This window comes from Bacillus cereus group sp. N12 (assembly GCF_016483575.1).
Classification (GTDB): domain Bacteria; phylum Bacillota; class Bacilli; order Bacillales; family Bacillaceae_G; genus Bacillus_A; species Bacillus_A toyonensis.
Window position 1 is genome coordinate 40,897 of sequence record NZ_JAEHBO010000018.1, and the last position, 18,959, is coordinate 59,855.

An 18,959-nucleotide genomic window follows, 5' to 3' on the forward strand; every position below is an offset into this window, starting at 1 on the left:
CTAAATTTCTACTGCGCGCACAAATCAGTCAAGTCTACATTATATCGAAATCTACAAGTAAAATCCATCTTTAGTTTAGGTTTTTACTTCAAAAACTAACCTTCTTCACTCTTATTGCATATTGTATGTGTATATACCTAACTGAAGAAAGGAGGATTTCTCGCATGTTTCCAAAATCTCCCGTAAGGCAAATGTATCCGAATCCAGGCCAACAACCTTATACACCATACCCCATTCCACAACTACCACCGATGGCACAAAAAAAGAAAGGGTTCCTTGCTAAACTCTTTAAAAAACACGATCCAACCGAACCTTTCATGCAAATGGTTCCGCCTTATCGACAAATAGAAGGACAGCCGCCAATGATGCACCAACAACAGCCACCCCAATATCAACAGCAATACCAACAACAATACCAACAACAATACCAACAACAATACCCGCATCAATACTCACAGCAATATCAACCATACATGCAGCAGTATCCAGAGCAAATGATTCCCCCTCAAATGTATGAATCAAACGAAACGCGCGGCGGTGCAGCCACTACAGCAGCATCTAGCAGCGGCATCGGCAGTTTTTTTTCGAATTTAATTTCGAATCCAACTAATATGATAAACAATATCGAAAAAGTATCACAAGTCGTTCAATCTGTAAGCCCTGTCGTCGAACAGTACGGTCCCATTATGCGTAACCTACCAAGCATTGTTAAAATCCTCACCTCTGGAAAAAGTACGGAAGAAGATCTAACAGAAAAGGTTGAGGTAGCAACTCCCCCTCCTCCACAAAAAAAAAGAAAAAGAAAAAAAATAGTGATTGAGCCAGCCATAGAAACAGAAGTACGAGAGGAGCCTGTTCAAAAAATAGCAACAAAACCCAAACTATATGTGTAACAATCCTTTGTTTTCTATCCTCTCCTCCTTTATAATGTAAAGGACTATGCACAAAAGTATCCCTTGTTTAGAAGGAGAGGATTACTCATATGAAAATTGTTAAAATTTCCCCTCGTGGTTATTGCTACGGTGTTGTCGATGCAATGGTAATTGCACGTAACGCTGCATTAGATAAATCATTACCGAGACCTATTTATATTTTAGGTATGATTGTTCACAATAAACATGTTACAGACGCTTTTGAAGAAGATGGAATCATTACGTTAGACGGACCAAGTCGCTTAGATATTTTAGATCAAATCGATTCTGGTACTGTTATATTTACTGCTCACGGTGTTTCTCCTGAAGTTAAACAACGTGCAAAAGAAAAAGGTTTAACGACAATCGATGCAACTTGTCCAGATGTTACAAAAACACATGACCTTATTGAAGCAAAAAAAGCTGAAGGATATCATGTCATTTATATCGGCAAAAAAAACCATCCAGAACCAGAAGGCGCGGTTGGTATTGCACCTGATATCGTTCACCTTATCGAAAGAGCGGATGATTTAGAAACATTAGAAATCCCAACGGATAAAATTTTAGTTACGAATCAAACAACGATGAGTCAATGGGATGTTCAACATTTAATGGAGGACATTCAGAAAAAATTTCCAACAGCAGAATTCCATAAGGAAATTTGTTTAGCAACTCAAGTTCGTCAAGAAGCTGTAGCTAAACAAGCGGATGTTGCAGATTTAACAATCGTTGTTGGTGATCCAAAAAGTAACAATTCGAATCGCTTAGCGCAAGTATCACAAGAAATTGCTGGTACGAAAGCTTACCGTGTTGCGGATGTAAGTGAAATTCAATTAGAATGGCTACAAGGTGTAGAAAACGTAGCTGTTACAGCAGGTGCTTCTACTCCAACACCAATTACAAAAGAGGTTATCGCTTTCTTAGATCAATATGACCCAATGAATCCGGCTACGTGGGAAAGAATTCGAAAAGTACCACTTCAAAAAATCTTACCTCGTGTAAAAGTGAAAAAAGAACAATAATAAAAACCGTTGCCTACATGAGCAACGGTTTTTATTTTTCTTATACAAATGTGAATGGATCTGTATGTAACTGCGAAGCATGAATTTGTACATTGAATTTTTTCGCATCTACTTTTTCTTGCAGTTGCTTTTGCACACCTTGCTTCATTACCTTTTCAACGTTATGTCCTGGATCAACTATATTTAAACCGAGCATCATCGCATCATGAGCGACATGATAATACATGTCACCTGTTACATATACATCTGCCCCTTTAAATTTCGCTTGGTTTATATATTTATTACCGTCCCCACCAAGTACAGCAACTTTACGCACTTTATCACCTAACTTGCCGACAACTCTTGCGCCCTTCACGTCTAAGGATTGTTTCACATGTTCAGCAAACTGTCCAAGTGTCATTTCTTCTTGTAAATAGCCTATTTTTCCAAGCCCTAACGTTTCACCTTTATTATCAAGAGGATATACATCATATGCCACTTCTTCGTATGGATGAGCTGCCAACATCTCTTTCATAACTTTTCTTTGTAGTGAAGCTGGAATTATCGTTTCGATACGTACCTCTTCCACACGTTCTAACCGCCCAGTTTCCCCGATATAAGGATTTGTTCCCTCCTGAGGTACAAACGTGCCTGCTCCCTCACTACTGAACGTACAGTGGCTATAATTGCCGATATGACCCGCACCTGCGTCTCCTAATGCTTTACGAACCTCTTCTGCATGAGTTACTGGCACAAACACAACAATTTTTTTCATTTCTTCTGCGTATGTTGGAGCTAATACTTCTGTATTTTGTAATCCTAACGCATCAGCGAGTAAATCGTTTACTCCACCTTTAGCGACGTCTACATTTGTATGAGCGGCATAAATGGCAATATCATTCTTAATACACTTTTCAATAATTTTCCCATACGCTTTCTCTGTATGAATCGCTTTTAACGGATTAAAAATTAAAGGGTGATGCGCAATAATGACATTCGCACCTAATTGAATTGCTTCATCTACAACCTCCTCCGTTACATCTAAAGCGATCAATACGTGCTGCACAGGTTTATTAAGCGCCCCAATCTGCAGGCCAATCTTATCCCCTTCCATCGCTAAATGCTTCGGGTACATACTTTCAAATAAAGAAATAACCTCATGGCCATTTGGAATTTTACTCATGATAAAATCTCCCCTATCATTTTCATTTTCGCTTCTACTTCTACACGTTTCGCTTTTGTTTCTTCAGAATCTGCTGCACGTTCTAATTGTTTTAAGATATTTTGGAAGTTTTTCAATTCTCCTTCCCACTTTTCAACAAAAGCCTCACCTTTTTCTTTTATTAAAAATGGACCCATAAATAATTCAGCTTGTTTATTATCCGAGTAAGGTGCTGCAATATTTCCTCGTTCCCCAACTAAAATTTCGTAAATTTTCCCGTCTTCTTTTACGATTTTCTCACGGATAAGCTCCCAGCCATTTTCAATAAACCATTCACGAATGTGATGTGCTGCAATGTTCGGCTGTAAAATTAAACGTGTTACACCTTCTAACTTTTCTTTACCACTTTCTAAAATGTCACGAATTAGTGCTCCACCCATACCAGCAACTGTAATTACATCTACTTCCCCTGGTGTAATTACTTCTAATCCATTCCCTTTACGAACATCTACTTTATCTTGTAAGCCACTTTCAGCTACAGTTGCTTGCGCAGAACGAAACGGCCCATCTACAACTTCTCCTGCAACTGCTTTTGTAGCAATATTATTTATAATTGTATAACACGGTAAATACGCATGATCCGATCCAATATCAGCTACTGTAGATCCTACTGGAATCTCGCGCACAACTTCTTCTAATCGTTTTGAAAGCTTTACTTCATTCATGTATTTCCATTACTCCTTCTCTTGTCAGTCTGTCTCCATGATAATGAATTTATAGTAGTTGTTGCAAGCCCATAACAACAAATCCATTCTCTATTACTCATCGTATTTTAGAAAGTATAGAAAAACAAGCCTTTTGCAAAAGCAAAAGGCTTGTTTTATGGAACCTTATTTTTTCTTAGATAGCCAATCAGCTACTTTAGCCGCTTGATCAGCTGGAACTAAATTTGGCGGCATATTTCCTTTTCCTTTCGAAAGAATTTCTTTAATTTCATCCTTTGAAAGTTTTCCACCAATTTTTTGTAAATTAGGCCCTACCGCCCCTTGTAACTGATCGCCATGGCAGCTCGTACAGCTTTGCTTCACAATATCCTCTGGCTTTGATGCTGTTTGCGCTGGCTTCCCGCCATTTTTTGTATCAGCTAACTCTTTAGATTTATTTAGCCCCTGAAATGAAAATACAAACATAACGATAATACCTAATGCTGCAATAAGAGCGAACGGAATCAGCGGATTACGTTTCATATCTCTTCTCCCCCCTCTATACCCCTAAATAGTTAGATGATTCAGTCATTTCCATTGTACTTGAAAACGCTCTATCCGAAAAGAGTAAACTATCACTTGTTGAAAATATTCCATAAATTCAGTTTATTGTTTTTTATTGTTATATCGCTTATTATTTCGATAATTATTAACGTTTCTCATCATATTTTTCGCTTTTCTACATATTTTTTTGTATAGAATAAACAAAATTAATCGAAAAATCGAAAAATGAGCATTTGCAAATCAAAAGACAATTCTGTAAAATAAATTACAAGAAATTGTAATCGTTGCCGATAGCTAAATTTTAACAAAAATTAACAAAATAAAAAAGTTTACTTCACAAAAGTGAAGTAAACTTAAAGTTAGCCTATTCTAAGAAATCCTTAAGACGCTTACTACGACTTGGATGTCTTAATTTGCGAAGTGCTTTCGCTTCAATTTGACGGATACGTTCTCTCGTTACGCCGAATACTTTCCCAACTTCTTCAAGCGTACGAGTTCGTCCATCATCTAAACCGAAACGAAGACGTAGAACATTTTCTTCACGATCTGTTAGTGTATCTAACACATCTTCTAATTGTTCTTTTAGCAATTCATACGCTGCATGGTCCGCAGGCGATGTTGCTTCTTGGTCTTCAATAAAGTCACCTAAATGGGAGTCGTCTTCTTCACCAATTGGTGTTTCAAGAGAAACTGGCTCCTGTGCAATTTTTAAGATTTCGCGTACTTTTTCTGGCGCAAGATCCATTTCTTCACCAATCTCTTCAGGAGATGGTTCGCGTCCTAAATCTTGTAACAATTGACGTTGTACACGAATTAACTTATTAATCGTTTCAACCATATGAACTGGAATACGAATTGTTCGCGCTTGGTCTGCAATCGCACGTGTAATTGCTTGGCGAATCCACCAAGTTGCATACGTACTAAATTTGAAACCTTTACGATAATCGAACTTTTCAACCGCTTTAATTAGACCCATATTTCCTTCTTGGATTAAGTCTAAGAAAAGCATACCACGGCCCACGTAACGCTTTGCAATACTTACTACAAGACGTAAGTTCGCTTCCGCAAGACGGCGTTTTGCTTCTTCATCGCCTTCTTCAATACGCGTCGCAAGTCGAATTTCTTCTTCAGCGGATAGTAAGTCAACGCGACCAATTTCTTTTAAGTACATACGAACAGGATCATTGATTTTCACACCTGGTGGCACACTTAAATCATTAAGGTCGAATTCTTCTTCCGTTTTTGTAATTTGGCGATTATTAGGACCTTCTTCGTTGTCGTTATCGCCAACTAAGTCAATCCCTTGTTCACCTAAATATTCATAGTATTCATCCATTTGATCGGATTCAATTTCAAATCCATTCATGCGTTCTGCGATCTCTTCATATGTAAGAACGCCACGTTTTTTTCCGACCTCAGTGAGTTGTTCTTTCACTTGCTCAAGGGTCATTTCAGTTTCAATTTGTTTAGAACGAGCTGGTTTGTCAGCCATCTGTTCCCCTCCTTACGCGAGATACAAACATTCATTATACTAAATCTTTACCAAAAAAGCTATTTTCTCGCTTTTTGATTTTGTAAATATGCTACATAATATTTAGCAGCCTCTACAGGATCTGTTTTTTCCATCTGTTTTACTTTAAAGATGATTTCCATCTTTACAAGTTTTTCCTTATGACGTCTAAGCGTCTCTAAATGGCCTTGTAACACTTCTTCTGTGTATTCTGGATTAATAAATTCATCCGTCGAAATATCAGTGATAATGTTTTTCAACTTTTCATCAGAGAGCCAACTTAAAAATGTTCCGACTGAAGGTTCATTTCCCTTTTCATAATATGCGTATAGTTCATATAAAATCCCTTTATGTTCTTCTGTATGAAAATCTTCTATATGGGATTCCATGCGAACGGCTACTTCTGCACTTTGCAACATATGATAAATAATTTCTCTTTCTGCCCTTTCAAAACCTGTTAACTTCGGTTTTGTTTGAACAACTTGAGACGGCTTAGAAACCTGCTTTATTTGTTTTTGCTGTACCTTTTGTTCTTTGCGATATTGGTGCAATTGATTCAAAAGTGTTTCCATTGAATAAGAAAACTCTTGCGATAACGACTTCAAATATGATTCTGCCTGCATCGCGTCTTGTAACAACGACAACTCTTTTAAAACACTTTTCACATATTCTTCTTTGCCAGACTCATCTTGCAAATTTTTCCCTAAACGCAAATAATTTATTTTAAAACCAACAAAACTTATACTTGATTTCACAAGATTTTCAAAAGCGGTTGTCCCATATTGTTGCACATATTCATCAGGATCAAGCTTATCTGGCAAGGATGTGACTTTCACTTGGCAACCAACTTTTAACAGTAATTGCCCTGCTTTCATCGTCGCTTCTCGTCCTGCTTTATCACCATCATAGCAAAGAACAACAGTTTCAACGTTACGTCGCAGAAGTTTTGCTTGTTCTTCAGTTAAAGCTGTTCCCATTGTCGCAACAGCTTCTTCCACACCACTCTTTACCGCAGCTAGTACATCGGCATACCCTTCAAAAAGGACTACTTGCCCACGCTTTCTAATAAACGGCCTTGCTTGGTGGAAGTTATACAACAATTTACTTTTGTGAAAAATCGGTGTTTCAGGGCTATTTAAATATTTCGGAGTGTCATCTCCTAAAGCCCTTCCACTAAACGCTATCACCTTACCTTGTAACGTATGGATTGGAAACATAACTCTTCCACGGAAGCGATCATAATGACTACCATCCTTCTCACTTCTTATTAGAAGACCGGCTTGTTCCATACTAGACAGCGATAAACCTCTTTTTTGTAAAATTTTCGTTGCAGCATCCCAAGCAAGTGATGCATAACCAATTTCAAACTTCTCAATCATCTCTTTCGTAATACCACGGTTTAATAAATATGAAAGTGCTTCATTTCCCTCTTCCGTATTTACTAATAAATGATGATAATACTTTTTCAAAAGTTCGTGAGCCTGTTGCATGATGACAGTGTCATCAGATATGTCTTCTTGTTGTACTTGCCCTGATGTATACTCTGCAACCGCAATTCCATTTCTTTCACCTAACTTTTGAACAGCCTCGGTAAAAGCAAGTCCTTCCATTTTCATTAGAAAGGAAAATACATTTCCACCTTCTCCACATCCGAAGCAATGAAAAATTTGCTTATCAGATGAAACAGAGAATGAAGGAGAATTCTCACCATGAAATGGACAAAGGCCGAAATAGTTACGTCCCTGCTTTCTAAGTTGAACGTATTCACCAATCACTTCTACAATATCGGATGACGTCCGAATCTGTTCAACAACTTCTTCGGGAATTCTGTTGCCCATAACTCCATCTCCGTGTCGTATTTTGTATTCGATATAAATTAAAAAATTCCTTTATAATTCGACAATATTTTTTCTAAACTTGTTAGAAAGTATTGTCGATCACATTGTGTAAACGACTTTGGACCTCTTATATAGGCCCTTTGTCTGCGTAACTTCGCAGATACATACTACTATATAAAATTGTATTCATATGCTCATCTATTACAAATGCACCTCTTGAAGACAATACATATACACCTTTTTTACAAGAAGACTAGCAAGCCTCATATACTGTATGATCATGAGATCTGTTACCTTTGCAAGTTGATAGATATAAATCAACTTCATCTTGTCCAGAATCTACATAAATCCAATTGCCTTGCTGTTTTCTTGAACGATGAGTATACGATGCGACAAACACAATTTCGACATGAAATTCAGTTCCAACTTGCACAATCTCATCCTTCACGGGATATGCATCTGCATCAACTAATACGTTATTGATGTTTTGCATATTTCTGTATTCTACATCCCTTCTGTGAATCCTTCCATAATGTGCGTTTTCTTGTATAGATTTTGTCGATTTAATGTAATTACATGTCTTTTTTGTAAATCCTATCCCTAGTTTATTCTGAAAAATTAAAGTCTAAACGTAAAATATAGGTTTTTATCACAATTTTTTATTATAATATATTTTCTTCAACTACGCTACATATCCCTTTATTTTTTCATCTTCTACTTTAGGATAACTAAACCATGCTTTTCACATAATAAAAAAACAGAAGAATATAAGTATAACCACTCCGCTATAATCTATTACTAATCCAACAAGTATCGTATTTCATATGAGCGAAAAAAGCACATTCACCTTCGGTAAATGTGCTAAAACATTTTTTGGTTTTGCACTGCATTCACAATAATATTTGCTGTTTCTTCAATCGCTTTATTCGATACATCAATTACTTGACAATTTATTTTACTAATTACTGCTTCAAAGTGATCAATCTCTTCTTGAATACGATTAATATTGGCATATGTTGCGCCGTCACTTAATCCAAGTGATTTTAATCGTTCTTTTCGAATATGATTTAACTTATCCGGTGTAATTTTCAAACCGAAACATTTCTCTTTTGCCACTTGATATAATTCCTCAGGTGGATCCACTTCTGGTACAAGCGGCACATTGGCAACTTTCAACCGTTTGTTATGAGCTAAGTATTGAGAAAGTGGTGTTTTTGATGTACGTGAAATTCCAATTAACACGATATCCGCTTTTAAAATACCTCGTGCATCTCTACCATCATCGTACTTTACAGCAAACTCAATTGCTTCAATCTTTTTAAAGTACTCTTCATCTAATCTACGAACAACACCCGGCTCATATCTCGGCACTTGCCCTGTAATTTCTTCAATTTGATCGATAAGAGGTCCGATAATATCGTATGCCTCTACCCCTTCTTTTGCAGCCTCTTTCACTAAATACTGGCGCATTTCCGGCTTTACTAACGTAAAACAAATAAGCGCTTGATTACTCTTAGCAATCGAAATCACTTCTTTTAATGTCCCTGTATCTTCTACATACGGTACACGTCTAATATCAGGAGCAAATGGGAATTGCCCCATTGCTGCTCGAACAACTAAATCAGCCGTTTCTCCTACAGAGTCAGATACGACATATACGATTTTATTATCCATTACATTACCTCACTTTAAACAAATTACACTTATTCGTTATTTACTAGGTTTACAAACGCACGTGTAATATTTGTTTTTGTAATTCGTCCAATTACTTCTAAACCTTGCTTCGTATCTTTCACAACCGGCATCGCATCAATCTGTCTTTCTATTAATTCCATCGCAATATCATATAAAGAATCTTCTCTACGACACATGGCAATGTTTGGCATCCTTGTCATGATAATATTAACCGGAAGAGAGGTTAAATCCTGCTTCCCTAAGCTAGCTCTTAATAGATCTTTTCGAGACACAACACCAACTAATAGTGTAGATTGATCTACAACAAACAATGTACCAACATCCTCTAAAAACATCGTACAAATTGCATCGTATACTGATACATTTTTATCAATTACAGCCGGTCTAGATTGATAATCTTGCACTTTAATTTTCTTAACAGCTTCAGATAATAGCTGCCCCCCAGTTTTCCCCGTATAAAAATAACCTACGCGTGGACGCGCTTCTAAATAACCAGCCATCGTTAAAATTGCTAAGTCTGGTCTTAGCGTTGCACGTGTTAAACCCAATTGCGCAGCAATTGACTCCCCTGTAATAGGACCGTGATCTTTTACAATCTGAATGATATGTTCTTGCCGTTTATTCAGCTCTATGATAATCACCACCTTTAATGCACAACGAAAAAAGTTATACTATCTTTTAAATATTATATACTAAATATGCTATTCGAAAAAGAAAGTATGTAAAAAGGACCGTATACGGCCCCAAATTATATTTGAAACTTATCAAGTTGCTCTAGGAAACGTCTTGATTTCAAATAAATTCCGCAATATTCATCATAATATGTATTCAATACTAAGCGCATTTGTTTTTTTGTGCTATCCTTCACTGATACATTGCCGAGCCTATGTAAATCGAAATGGAAGAAAAGACGTAACAATTTATGTACAGCTTCTCCCACCGGTATACGATACGGATCTTGCTCCGCATGACGTGAGCACAGAAAACCGCCTTCCCTGACAGAGAAGGCGACAAAATCTGTTTCTTGATGACAAATCGCACATGTATCAAAATACGGGCGCATCCCTAATACCGGAAGCATTTTCGTTTGATAAATTAATGATAATACTTCTGGATCAACACCCTCACACATATAATGCAACGTTTGATATAACATTTCAAATAAGTACGGATTATGTTTTTTATCTTCTGTTGCTTTATCAGTTAACTCAACAACAAATGATGCATAAGCAGTTAAAAATATATCCTCGCGAATTTCTTTCATAGTTGAAATAATCTCGCCTTGTTGCAAAGTTCCAAGCCCAGATCCCACTTGAATAAGAAAATGCCCATGTGTCATAAGTTGCGAAACAGATGCTAACCGACTTTTCGGTTTTTTCGCTCCTCTTGCCATTGCACTTATCTTACCGAATTCTCTTGAGAATATTGTAACAATCTTATTCGTTTCTCCGTAATCTGTCGTACGGATAACGATGCCCTCAACTTTTTGAAACATGTTCGTCACCATCCAAGGTTTGAACAAAACGGGTCAAGAAATTGGAGAGTCTAGATGCGCTAGCTCCTCATCATGTTGATCCATCTCATCGTTTACGTCTTTTTCCATCTCTTTTAAAAGCAAATACGTTTCAATGCTTCCTGTTTTGGAGAAAAACTTCCAGGTAAAATCTAGCATAAGAATCCACCTTTCTCAATAAGCGTAGCCTATAAACCAATTTCCTTTGTTATTAAATTGACCCATTTTGTCCATTTTCATGTGAGAAAAATTTTTCCTAATTTATTAAAGTTTACAAAAACCAATAATCAGCGGATGAGCAAACATCCACTGATTACAGCCTTACTTTATTTTAGTACTCGTCTTCGCGGAAACCAAGATCACGAAGCTGAGACATCTTATTGCGCCAATCTTTTTGTACTTTTACCCATACCTCTAAAAATACTTTAGAACCAAGAAGTGCTTCAATATCAAAACGAGCTCGTTTCCCGACTTCTTTTAACATCTTCCCTTGTTTCCCAATAATAATTCCTTTTTGTGACGCACGTTCAACAACAATCGTTGCATTTATATAAACTGCACCGCCCTCACGCTTCTGAATTGCATCAATAACAACCGCTACAGAATGTGGCACTTCTTCACGTGTTAAATGTAGTACTTTTTCACGAATAAGCTCTGCAATAATAAATCGCTCCGGATGATCCGTTACTTGATTATCTGGGTAGTATTGCGGTCCTTCTGGTAAATATTTTTTAATTGCTCCAATTAACGCTTCTACATTATTACCGTCTAATGCAGAAATTGGTACAATTTCTGCAAACTCATGTAGTTTACGATATTGATCAATTAACTCTAATAATTGCTCTGGATGAACTTGGTCAATTTTATTAATTACCAAAAATACCGGTTGTTTCGTTTCTTGTAATTTCTCAATAATGAATTCCTCACCACGACCAAATCCTTCAGTTGCATTGACCATAAACAGCACAATATCAACTTCTTTCAATGTCGTTTGAGCCATCTTCACCATGAAGTCACCTAGTTTATGTTTCGGTTTATGTATTCCTGGTGTATCAATGAAAATTACTTGTGAATCATTTTCTGTATATACGCCTTGAATTTTATTACGAGTCGTTTGTGGCTTGTCACTCATAATGGCAATTTTTTGGCCGATAATACGATTTAAAAATGTAGATTTCCCAACATTCGGTCTGCCAATAATAGAGACAAAACCTGATTTATAACCTTTTCTATTCATGTAAATCCTCCGCTAAAAATGCTCCTGGTAACAATTCTCCGACTGTCGTCTCTTGAACGTCACCATGTAAATTTGATAGGTATACTTTCGTATCCTGTTTACATAATTCTACCATAACTTGTCGACATGCTCCACAAGGAGGTACTGGGCGTTTTGTATCTGCTACAACCGCAATAGCTACAAACTCTTTATCCCCTTCAGAAACTGCCTTAAATAAAGCAGTTCTTTCTGCACAGTTGCATAAGCCATATGATGCATTCTCAACATTACAGCCACGATATACTTTTCCATCGTGCGTTAATAATGCTGCACCTACTTGAAATTTTGAATATGGTACGTACGCTTGTTTACGCGCTTCGATTGCTTCTTGAATTAATTGTTTACTATTCATATCCCGCATCCTTCCTGTTCACAGCTGTGAATAGATACACTCTCTCACTAAAGGCCTTTATAGCACTTCCAAGGCTTAATAAAAGCTTCGGAATGCAACTATACCACATACGGTACAAAGATAATAGCACCAATTATAACGGCTATAACTGCAAAGAGTAAAACCGCTCCTGCTGCGACATCCTTTGCAATTTTCGCAAATGGATGTATATCAGCAGTCACTAAGTCTACTGTTTTTTCCACAGCCGTATTTACCATCTCTAAACCCATTACAATCCCTATCACAATAAGTAATACCACCCACTCTATTTTCGTAATATGGAAATAAAAGCCGCAGCATATAACAATGACTGCGGCTAAATAATGAATTCTCATATTTCTTTCATGACGAAGACAAAAGAATATACCAGCTATAGCATATCCAAAACTATCTAAAAGTTTTCCTTTTTTCATCGTCCTAATCCAAATGCTTCTAAAATTTCTTTTTGTCTTCCAAACATTTCTTTTTCATCTTCTTCTGTCATGTGATCATAACCAAGCAAATGTAAAAAGCCATGTAACGCTAAAAACCCAAGTTCCCTATCAAAAGAGTGTCCATATTCTTCAGCTTGCTCTTTCGCTCTTGGAATAGAAATAATAAGATCTCCTAACATACGCGGCATCTCCGCACCGACAATTTCCATTTCACCTTCTCCCATTTCTTCCATAGCGAAAGAAATAACATCCGTAGGCTGATCCTTATCTCGGTAATCACGGTTTATTTCACGAATACGTTCATTATCTACAAACGTAACCGATAATTCTGCCCCTTCTTCTATGTTTTCCATTTGAGCCGCTTTCTCTACCAGCTCTCGAATCAAACTTATATAATCGTCTTTCACTTCTTCTGTTTCATCAATAAAATCAATTAATAAACTCATTCTTTCTCCTTCTCTTCCGGTAGTTCCGGATATGTAATACGCGAATGGAAAATACCATTTAACGTCTCGCATAACGTTTTTCCAACGATTTGTAGCTCTTTAAATGTCAAATCACATTCACTAAATTGTCCATCTTGCAAACGATCTTTAATAATACTTTGCACTAAATTATTAATTTGATCTGGCGTTGGATGATTCATAGAACGCACCGCGGCCTCTACACTATCAGCAATACCAACAATCGCCGACTCTTTAGAAGTTGCTTTGGATCCTGGATAACGGAACATCTCTTCTGTATATTTTTCTTTATCTTCTTTAATCGCCTTATAGTAAAAATATTTAAGTAACGTTGTACCATGATGTTGTCCAGCAATATCAATAATTTCTTGCGGAATATGGTACTCTTCTAGCATCCTCACCCCGTCCGTTACATGAGCGATAATAATATCTTTACTCGTTACAGGGGCGAGTTTATCATGTGGGTTTTCAATCCCCATCTGATTTTCAATAAAGAACTGTGGTTGTACCGTTTTTCCTACATCATGATAATACGCCCCTACACGGGCTAATACACCATTTGCCCCGACTGCTTCACAAGCAGCTTCAGAAAGATTCGCTACCATTACACTATGGTGATATGTCCCTGGCGCTTCTAGCAAAATCTTACGCAAAAGCGGATGATTTGGACTTGATAGTTCCATAAGCTTCATACTTGATACAATGCCAAGTCCACTCTCTAAATATGGTAAAATCCCCATAGCTAACACCGAAGAGATAATCCCTGAAACAGAAGCCATCAATAATTGTGTACCAATTTCAAGAGGCGAAAAATTCCCATTACGCAACAATAATAACGCTGCCAATACGACCACATTTAACACAGAAACGAGTATACCCGCTTGTAAAATCATCGTACGACGATTTTTTTCTCTCAAGAAAATACTAACTGATAGTGAACTTAGTAACACATAGATCCCCACACTATAATTCAGGGTGCTCGTTACTCCTTCATTAAACATAATGCTTCCGCATACAGAAAAAATCATGCTTGTTAAAAAAACAAATCGATCACCAATCATTAGTTTTACAAGTATTGTTCCCATTGCAACTGGAACGACATACGCGATCCCTGCATATTCAAGCTTTTGGAACAAACTAATGATTTTCATTAAAACGATCGTGATCGACAAAATGGTAATGTACGCTAAAATATACGGTCTATCTTCCCTTTTCCGTTGTAAAAATACTTCAAACTGCTTATGCATAAAGTACAATAGCACACCAATGAGTACCGCTAATCCAACATAGGGTTGAAAACTGTTCCCTTTTTCTAACAGACCAACTAATTTCAACTGATTGTACATATCACTTGAAATCGTTTCACCTTCTCTAACAAGGACTTGCCCTTGAAGAATATAAACAGGTGGAACTAAATCTTCTTCCGCTTTTCTCTTCTCTTTTGTTAAGGTCGGATCATAAAAATAGTTTGCAGAAATCGCATATTTCCCTAACGCCTTAATAGATTCCTTTAAACCATTATCAACATTAACACTATTCATCTCACTTACATATCGTTCCTTCGCATCCTTCAATTCGTCCATTTTAATATGCTCAGTCATGATACTATTAATAGCTGTAACTGCTGCATCTTTTGCTAATACTAATTGGTTCGAATCTGCATTAATTAAGTTTAGTAAGTTTAAATCAGATAATTCTTTCGTTAAATCAGTAGGCAATTTTTTTTTCAACTTGTCCACTTTTTCAGCATCAGTAATCTTTTTTTGCTCATCCGGCCCAACCGCTTTAATCTCTTGTATCACTTCATCTACTTTAGCAAAGACGTCATTCACAATATCCACTTTATTTTGTTTATACTCACTTTTATATGTATATTGATCTTCAACTTTTGTAGCGGCTTCTTTTTTCTTTTTGTCCGTTGTAACTTTATCTTCAATTTTAATAGGAGAATGGATTGTTTTTTTCGCAATAGAATATGTTGTAACATCTAATTGCTCTGGTTTTACATTATTCATAAGTGCAAAAAACAGCACTGCTCCTAATAAAACGTAAGAAATCCAACTTAGTTTTTTCGAATGTTGTAAATTACGAAACCACTTAGAAATTTCTTGAGATCTTGACATGATTTCAATACCTTCTCCTCTCCAGAAATAAAGTGAAACTATTTATAGCTTTCGTTTCTTCTAACAAGCGACACTTTTAGAATCATACGTCATTTATCGCTTATACTCTTCTTTCATGATAGTAAAAAAATTGCTATTCGCCAACCTTATCATACAAAAAGAAATGATCCTGACAAATAGGATCATTCCATTTTATCATACGCCTCAATAATACGTTGCACTAACGGATGTCTCACAACGTCGCTTTGCTCTAATGTAATGAACGAAAGTCCTGATACACCAGATAAAACATTTGTAGCAATAGAAAGACCTGATTTTGCCCCTTTTGGCAAATCTACCTGCGAAGGATCCCCTGTTATAACCATTTTAGAACTAAAACCTAATCTTGTTAAAAACATTTTTATTTGGACACCAGTTGTATTTTGCGCTTCATCTAAAATAACAAATGAATCATCAAGCGTACGCCCTCTCATATAAGCAAGAGGCGCGATTTCAATTACACCTCGCTCCATCATACGCTGCGTATATTCTTGTCCAAGAATATCGTGCAGTGCATCATACAATGGACGTAAATATGGATCTACCTTCTCTTTTAAATCCCCTGGTAAAAAACCTAAACTCTCTCCAGCTTCTACAGCAGGCCTTGTTAGAATAATTTTCTTTACATACCCTTGTTTTAACGCTCTTACAGCCATTACTACAGCTAAGTACGTTTTTCCAGTTCCAGCAGGTCCTATCCCAAATACAATATCATTCTTCTTCATCGCATGAATATATCGTCTTTGTCCCATTGTTTTTACACGAATAGATTTACCCTTTGCCGTTTTAAAAATTTCTTCTTCATATAACTCTTCAAATTGAGCAATTTTCCCTTGTTGTGCGAGCTGAATTGCATACGCAACATCTCTTTCTGTAATGGATACACTTTTACGAATAACAACAAGTAATTGCTGTAAGATTTTTTCTACGAGTGTCACATTTTCATCTGCCCCAGACACATGAACTGTTTCACCTCTAGTTACGATAGATACATTAAGTTCTCGTTCCATTACTTTTAAATGAGCATCATTGACTCCAAAAAGAGCGATTGCTTCGTTAGTATTTTCCAATTGTTGGTTCATTTCTACTAATTGTTCTGCCATTACTCAGTCTCCTTGAATATCGGATTCGGATATCGGTTGTGACTCTGCAATATTTTCAATTACAGTATAATGCAATGTAACTTTTAGTTGATCCGCCTCAACCTCTTTACTCAAAATCTTATCACTTACAATCATAGCATGTTCATCCAATTTTTTCTTTAGTTCTTTTTCAGCCATCTCTTTCGCTACTTTCAATGCCTGTTTTTCTGTGTATTCTCGATTCGCTTCTTCCTCTTCTCGTACAATATCTTTTTCATATGCAATCGGTAATGTAAAACCAAATAATTTCACATCATGTTTTACATGTTCAGTACGAGAGCGTTTATACTTATCATGTTGAAATCCCCATATTTTTATTTTTGCACTCCCAAACTTAAGAAAGTATTCATTATACGCATTACCAGTATACACTTGAAATTGTGTTTTCAGCGGCACACTCACCTCGGATGTATACCAAGTTTCTCCATATACAATACCTTTCGCCGAAACAACTGACGGGTTTTCCTCATTACCATATATACCTGATACAAGAAGTTGTCCTTTTTCGACATGGTCATTTTTCATAACGACTGGTTTTCCAACCTCTACAAACGTTTTTGTAATAATTGCTTCTTTTTTTGCCACTAAATTTTGTGGATGCTGTTCCTTTTCTTTTTTCGGCTCGTTTTTTTCCACAATTTTAAAATGATAGGTGGTCCCTCTTACTTCCAGCCCCGCCCAAGTAATCGCATTAATATTGTCCGTCAAATGGCGTTGCACATCTTCTACACTAGGCATTTGAAACTGTAGTTTTCCTTTCTTAATACCCATTTTATCCAATTCTTTCATCAATATATATTCTGTTTCAGGTTTCGCTCCTGTAATCTCAATTTTCCAAACCATATTTGACATTGCAATCATACCAAAAAAGAAAATTAAAAAACCGATTAAAAACCCACTATTTTTAATTAAACGCTTATTCCAAAAAGGAAAACCGTAGCGTCCAATGAAATATAATTTGCATTCATTTTTTCTATAAATTGGTTTTAATCTTTTCACATCGCGTAACAACATACAAAAAACTAACGTTTCATCAGCAATCTTCTTAACATCCCAAACTAATAATTTTCTACGTACGCATTCATTAACGAACCGTTCCGCTCCTCTACCTTCAATTCGTACTTTTACATATCCAAGCCACTTTATAAACCATTTATTTTTCATCTACTACCTCCACTACCTTTCCCAAAAGTAGACATACTACTTTTCACTTTAATTAGCAAAATAGCTCGTACGAAAATGATATAAAGAGTTTTACTGCCCATAAATAGCGAGATAACTGAATAGTAAGGTCGAATCACGAGAATAAAGAAGAAAAACTTCACATACGGAAGTTTCCCTCACTCTTTTTGCTTTTCACTTTCTAAAAACATCACTTGCTCAATGATCCCTTCAAGCAAAAGCTCCTCTGGAAGGATTGTTTTAATAACGAAGGATTGCCCCTTAATTAATAATTGACCATGTTTTAGCAACAATCTTACTTCTTTATCTGAAAACACTAATAAACCTTGATGATTTTCTATATAGATATGCACTTGCCCAACAAGCGTGATCCGAGGTAGATCCATTAGCACATCCACTGGCAGGTCTATTTGCTTCGTTAACCAACTCTTCATTTGTTCTAATTTTTTCATCTTAAAAGACCTCCTCTCATCCCATATGTATGAAAAAAGAGCTTGTAATATCACGTCCAAACTGAAAAAAAGCATAAAAAAACGTCTCATACGAAATGAGACGTTTTTTTATGCTAATAGCTGGATAACCAGCTTATTCACAAGCGATCCGTCTGTTTTACCTTTTACTTTCGGCATAACAGCAGTCATCACCTTACCCATATCTGCTTTTGATGTCGCACCAACTTCAGAAATAACTTGCTTGATTACATCAATCAGGTCTTCTTCAGTTAATTGCTCCGGCAAATATGCGCTTAAAATCTGAATTTCACTTTGCAGTTTATCAACAAGGTCTTCACGACCAGCTTTTTTAAATTCAAGGAGGGAGTCCTTATACTGTTTTACTTCACGAGCTAAAACTGTTAATTCCTCTTCTTCAGTAAGAGTATGTTGCAGTTTAATACCTTCATTTTGTAAAGCAGCCTTAACCATACGAATAACGGTTAATTTTTCTTTTTGTTTATTCTTCATCGCTTGTTTCATATCATCGTTTAAACGACCGAGAAGACTCATAACTTA

Annotated in this window: 21 protein-coding genes; 2 read left to right on the forward strand and 19 right to left on the reverse strand. The window is 36.5% G+C overall.

Annotated features, from left to right (window positions below):
- Positions 1 to 164 precede the first annotated feature (164 nt).
- Both vrrA and JDS92_RS11915 read left to right on the forward strand, forming a co-directional pair.
- A complete protein-coding gene (vrrA, locus tag JDS92_RS11910) occupies positions 165 to 893 on the forward strand; it encodes a VrrA/YqfQ family protein (protein ID WP_199631971.1) in 729 nt (242 codons plus the stop codon).
- Between the two features lie 89 nt (positions 894 to 982).
- Positions 983 to 1,933, forward strand: coding sequence for a 4-hydroxy-3-methylbut-2-enyl diphosphate reductase (locus JDS92_RS11915; RefSeq protein WP_000706652.1), 951 nt, complete (start codon positions 983 to 985; stop codon positions 1,931 to 1,933).
- Between the two features lie 40 nt (positions 1,934 to 1,973).
- Here JDS92_RS11915 and JDS92_RS11920 read toward each other — a convergent pair whose 3' ends face one another.
- The 19 genes from JDS92_RS11920 to JDS92_RS12010 all read right to left on the reverse strand — a co-directional run bounded on the left by JDS92_RS11920 (position 1,974) and on the right by JDS92_RS12010 (position 18,953).
- On the reverse strand, positions 1,974 to 3,095 hold the full coding sequence (locus tag JDS92_RS11920) for a Nif3-like dinuclear metal center hexameric protein (protein WP_087970628.1): 1,122 nt from the start codon (positions 3,093 to 3,095) through the stop codon (positions 1,974 to 1,976).
- Entirely contained in the window at positions 3,092 to 3,799 is a 708-nt protein-coding gene (locus tag JDS92_RS11925) for a tRNA (adenine(22)-N(1))-methyltransferase (RefSeq protein WP_085450590.1), read from the reverse strand. The genes JDS92_RS11920 and JDS92_RS11925 overlap by 4 nt, the downstream gene beginning before the upstream one ends.
- Positions 3,800 to 3,964: 165 nt before the next feature.
- Positions 3,965 to 4,321, reverse strand: coding sequence for a cytochrome c550 (gene cccA / locus JDS92_RS11930; protein WP_000828151.1), 357 nt, complete (start codon positions 4,319 to 4,321; stop codon positions 3,965 to 3,967).
- 385 nt (positions 4,322 to 4,706) lie between these two features.
- Positions 4,707 to 5,834 carry an RNA polymerase sigma factor RpoD gene (gene rpoD, locus JDS92_RS11935; protein ID WP_000764067.1) on the reverse strand — a complete coding sequence of 376 codons (1,128 nt, stop codon included), beginning with the start codon at positions 5,832 to 5,834 and terminating at the stop codon, positions 4,707 to 4,709.
- A gap of 59 nt (positions 5,835 to 5,893) precedes the next feature.
- Positions 5,894 to 7,690 carry a DNA primase gene (dnaG, locus tag JDS92_RS11940; RefSeq protein WP_000528230.1) on the reverse strand — a complete coding sequence of 599 codons (1,797 nt, stop codon included), beginning with the start codon at positions 7,688 to 7,690 and terminating at the stop codon, positions 5,894 to 5,896.
- A gap of 253 nt (positions 7,691 to 7,943) precedes the next feature.
- The gene (locus JDS92_RS11945; RefSeq protein WP_002039621.1) at positions 7,944 to 8,183 is read right to left on the reverse strand and encodes a DUF188 domain-containing protein; all 240 of its coding nucleotides are present in this window, start codon (positions 8,181 to 8,183) and stop codon (positions 7,944 to 7,946) included.
- 368 nt (positions 8,184 to 8,551) lie between these two features.
- Positions 8,552 to 9,364 carry a pyruvate, water dikinase regulatory protein gene (locus tag JDS92_RS11950; RefSeq protein ID WP_000368950.1) on the reverse strand — a complete coding sequence of 271 codons (813 nt, stop codon included), beginning with the start codon at positions 9,362 to 9,364 and terminating at the stop codon, positions 8,552 to 8,554.
- Between the two features lie 29 nt (positions 9,365 to 9,393).
- Positions 9,394 to 10,026 (reverse strand): transcriptional regulator CcpN, encoded by a 633-nt coding sequence (locus JDS92_RS11955; RefSeq protein WP_000583755.1) that lies wholly within the window; start codon positions 10,024 to 10,026, stop codon positions 9,394 to 9,396.
- A 107-nt stretch (positions 10,027 to 10,133) separates the two neighbouring features.
- On the reverse strand, positions 10,134 to 10,880 hold the full coding sequence (gene recO, locus JDS92_RS11960) for a DNA repair protein RecO (RefSeq protein ID WP_000487005.1): 747 nt from the start codon (positions 10,878 to 10,880) through the stop codon (positions 10,134 to 10,136).
- Between the two features lie 33 nt (positions 10,881 to 10,913).
- Positions 10,914 to 11,057 carry a YqzL family protein gene (locus JDS92_RS11965; protein ID WP_000883923.1) on the reverse strand — a complete coding sequence of 48 codons (144 nt, stop codon included), beginning with the start codon at positions 11,055 to 11,057 and terminating at the stop codon, positions 10,914 to 10,916.
- Between the two features lie 172 nt (positions 11,058 to 11,229).
- Positions 11,230 to 12,135, reverse strand: coding sequence for a GTPase Era (gene era, locus JDS92_RS11970; protein ID WP_001080234.1), 906 nt, complete (start codon positions 12,133 to 12,135; stop codon positions 11,230 to 11,232).
- Complete coding sequence (locus JDS92_RS11975) at positions 12,128 to 12,526, reverse strand: cytidine deaminase (RefSeq protein WP_001086291.1); 399 nt, start codon at positions 12,524 to 12,526, stop codon at positions 12,128 to 12,130. Before JDS92_RS11975 ends, era begins: the two co-directional genes overlap by 8 nt.
- Positions 12,527 to 12,624: 98 nt before the next feature.
- A complete protein-coding gene (locus JDS92_RS11980; protein WP_000715513.1) occupies positions 12,625 to 12,978 on the reverse strand; it encodes a diacylglycerol kinase family protein in 354 nt (117 codons plus the stop codon).
- Positions 12,975 to 13,445, reverse strand: a complete 471-nt coding sequence (gene ybeY / locus JDS92_RS11985) for an rRNA maturation RNase YbeY (RefSeq protein WP_000054674.1) — start codon at positions 13,443 to 13,445, stop codon at positions 12,975 to 12,977. Before ybeY ends, JDS92_RS11980 begins: the two co-directional genes overlap by 4 nt.
- Positions 13,442 to 15,586 (reverse strand): HD family phosphohydrolase, encoded by a 2,145-nt coding sequence (locus JDS92_RS11990; RefSeq protein ID WP_000091505.1) that lies wholly within the window; start codon positions 15,584 to 15,586, stop codon positions 13,442 to 13,444. Before JDS92_RS11990 ends, ybeY begins: the two co-directional genes overlap by 4 nt.
- A gap of 182 nt (positions 15,587 to 15,768) precedes the next feature.
- Complete coding sequence (locus JDS92_RS11995) at positions 15,769 to 16,728, reverse strand: PhoH family protein (RefSeq protein ID WP_000840526.1); 960 nt, start codon at positions 16,726 to 16,728, stop codon at positions 15,769 to 15,771.
- 3 nt (positions 16,729 to 16,731) lie between these two features.
- Positions 16,732 to 17,931, reverse strand: a complete 1,200-nt coding sequence (gene yqfD, locus JDS92_RS12000) for a sporulation protein YqfD (RefSeq protein ID WP_097958092.1) — start codon at positions 17,929 to 17,931, stop codon at positions 16,732 to 16,734.
- Between the two features lie 176 nt (positions 17,932 to 18,107).
- A complete protein-coding gene (gene yqfC, locus JDS92_RS12005; protein ID WP_097958094.1) occupies positions 18,108 to 18,401 on the reverse strand; it encodes a sporulation protein YqfC in 294 nt (97 codons plus the stop codon).
- A 108-nt stretch (positions 18,402 to 18,509) separates the two neighbouring features.
- Positions 18,510 to 18,953, reverse strand: a complete 444-nt coding sequence (locus JDS92_RS12010) for a GatB/YqeY domain-containing protein (protein WP_000054576.1) — start codon at positions 18,951 to 18,953, stop codon at positions 18,510 to 18,512.
- Positions 18,954 to 18,959 lie beyond the last annotated feature (6 nt).

What these genes read in the sequence shown, in the direction of transcription:
- vrrA (WP_199631971.1), top strand. Translation starts at nt 165, where the DNA reads ATGTTTCCAAAATCTCCCGTAAGGCAAATGTATCCGAATCCAGGCCAA.
- JDS92_RS11915 (WP_000706652.1), top strand. Translation starts at nt 983, where the DNA reads ATGAAAATTGTTAAAATTTCCCCTCGTGGTTATTGCTACGGTGTTGTC.
- JDS92_RS11920 (WP_087970628.1), bottom strand. Translation starts at nt 3,095, where the DNA reads ATGAGTAAAATTCCAAATGGCCATGAGGTTATTTCTTTATTTGAAAGT.
- JDS92_RS11925 (WP_085450590.1), bottom strand. Translation starts at nt 3,799, where the DNA reads ATGAATGAAGTAAAGCTTTCAAAACGATTAGAAGAAGTTGTGCGCGAG.
- cccA (WP_000828151.1), bottom strand. Translation starts at nt 4,321, where the DNA reads ATGAAACGTAATCCGCTGATTCCGTTCGCTCTTATTGCAGCATTAGGT.
- rpoD (WP_000764067.1), bottom strand. Translation starts at nt 5,834, where the DNA reads ATGGCTGACAAACCAGCTCGTTCTAAACAAATTGAAACTGAAATGACC.
- dnaG (WP_000528230.1), bottom strand. Translation starts at nt 7,690, where the DNA reads ATGGGCAACAGAATTCCCGAAGAAGTTGTTGAACAGATTCGGACGTCA.
- JDS92_RS11945 (WP_002039621.1), bottom strand. Translation starts at nt 8,183, where the DNA reads ATGCAAAACATCAATAACGTATTAGTTGATGCAGATGCATATCCCGTG.
- JDS92_RS11950 (WP_000368950.1), bottom strand. Translation starts at nt 9,364, where the DNA reads ATGGATAATAAAATCGTATATGTCGTATCTGACTCTGTAGGAGAAACG.
- recO (WP_000487005.1), bottom strand. Translation starts at nt 10,880, where the DNA reads ATGTTTCAAAAAGTTGAGGGCATCGTTATCCGTACGACAGATTACGGA.
- JDS92_RS11965 (WP_000883923.1), bottom strand. Translation starts at nt 11,057, where the DNA reads ATGCTAGATTTTACCTGGAAGTTTTTCTCCAAAACAGGAAGCATTGAA.
- era (WP_001080234.1), bottom strand. Translation starts at nt 12,135, where the DNA reads ATGAATAGAAAAGGTTATAAATCAGGTTTTGTCTCTATTATTGGCAGA.
- JDS92_RS11975 (WP_001086291.1), bottom strand. Translation starts at nt 12,526, where the DNA reads ATGAATAGTAAACAATTAATTCAAGAAGCAATCGAAGCGCGTAAACAA.
- JDS92_RS11980 (WP_000715513.1), bottom strand. Translation starts at nt 12,978, where the DNA reads ATGAAAAAAGGAAAACTTTTAGATAGTTTTGGATATGCTATAGCTGGT.
- ybeY (WP_000054674.1), bottom strand. Translation starts at nt 13,445, where the DNA reads ATGAGTTTATTAATTGATTTTATTGATGAAACAGAAGAAGTGAAAGAC.
- JDS92_RS11990 (WP_000091505.1), bottom strand. Translation starts at nt 15,586, where the DNA reads ATGTCAAGATCTCAAGAAATTTCTAAGTGGTTTCGTAATTTACAACAT.
- JDS92_RS11995 (WP_000840526.1), bottom strand. Translation starts at nt 16,728, where the DNA reads ATGGCAGAACAATTAGTAGAAATGAACCAACAATTGGAAAATACTAAC.
- yqfD (WP_097958092.1), bottom strand. Translation starts at nt 17,931, where the DNA reads ATGAAAAATAAATGGTTTATAAAGTGGCTTGGATATGTAAAAGTACGA.
- yqfC (WP_097958094.1), bottom strand. Translation starts at nt 18,401, where the DNA reads ATGAAAAAATTAGAACAAATGAAGAGTTGGTTAACGAAGCAAATAGAC.
- JDS92_RS12010 (WP_000054576.1), bottom strand. Translation starts at nt 18,953, where the DNA reads ATGAGTCTTCTCGGTCGTTTAAACGATGATATGAAACAAGCGATGAAG.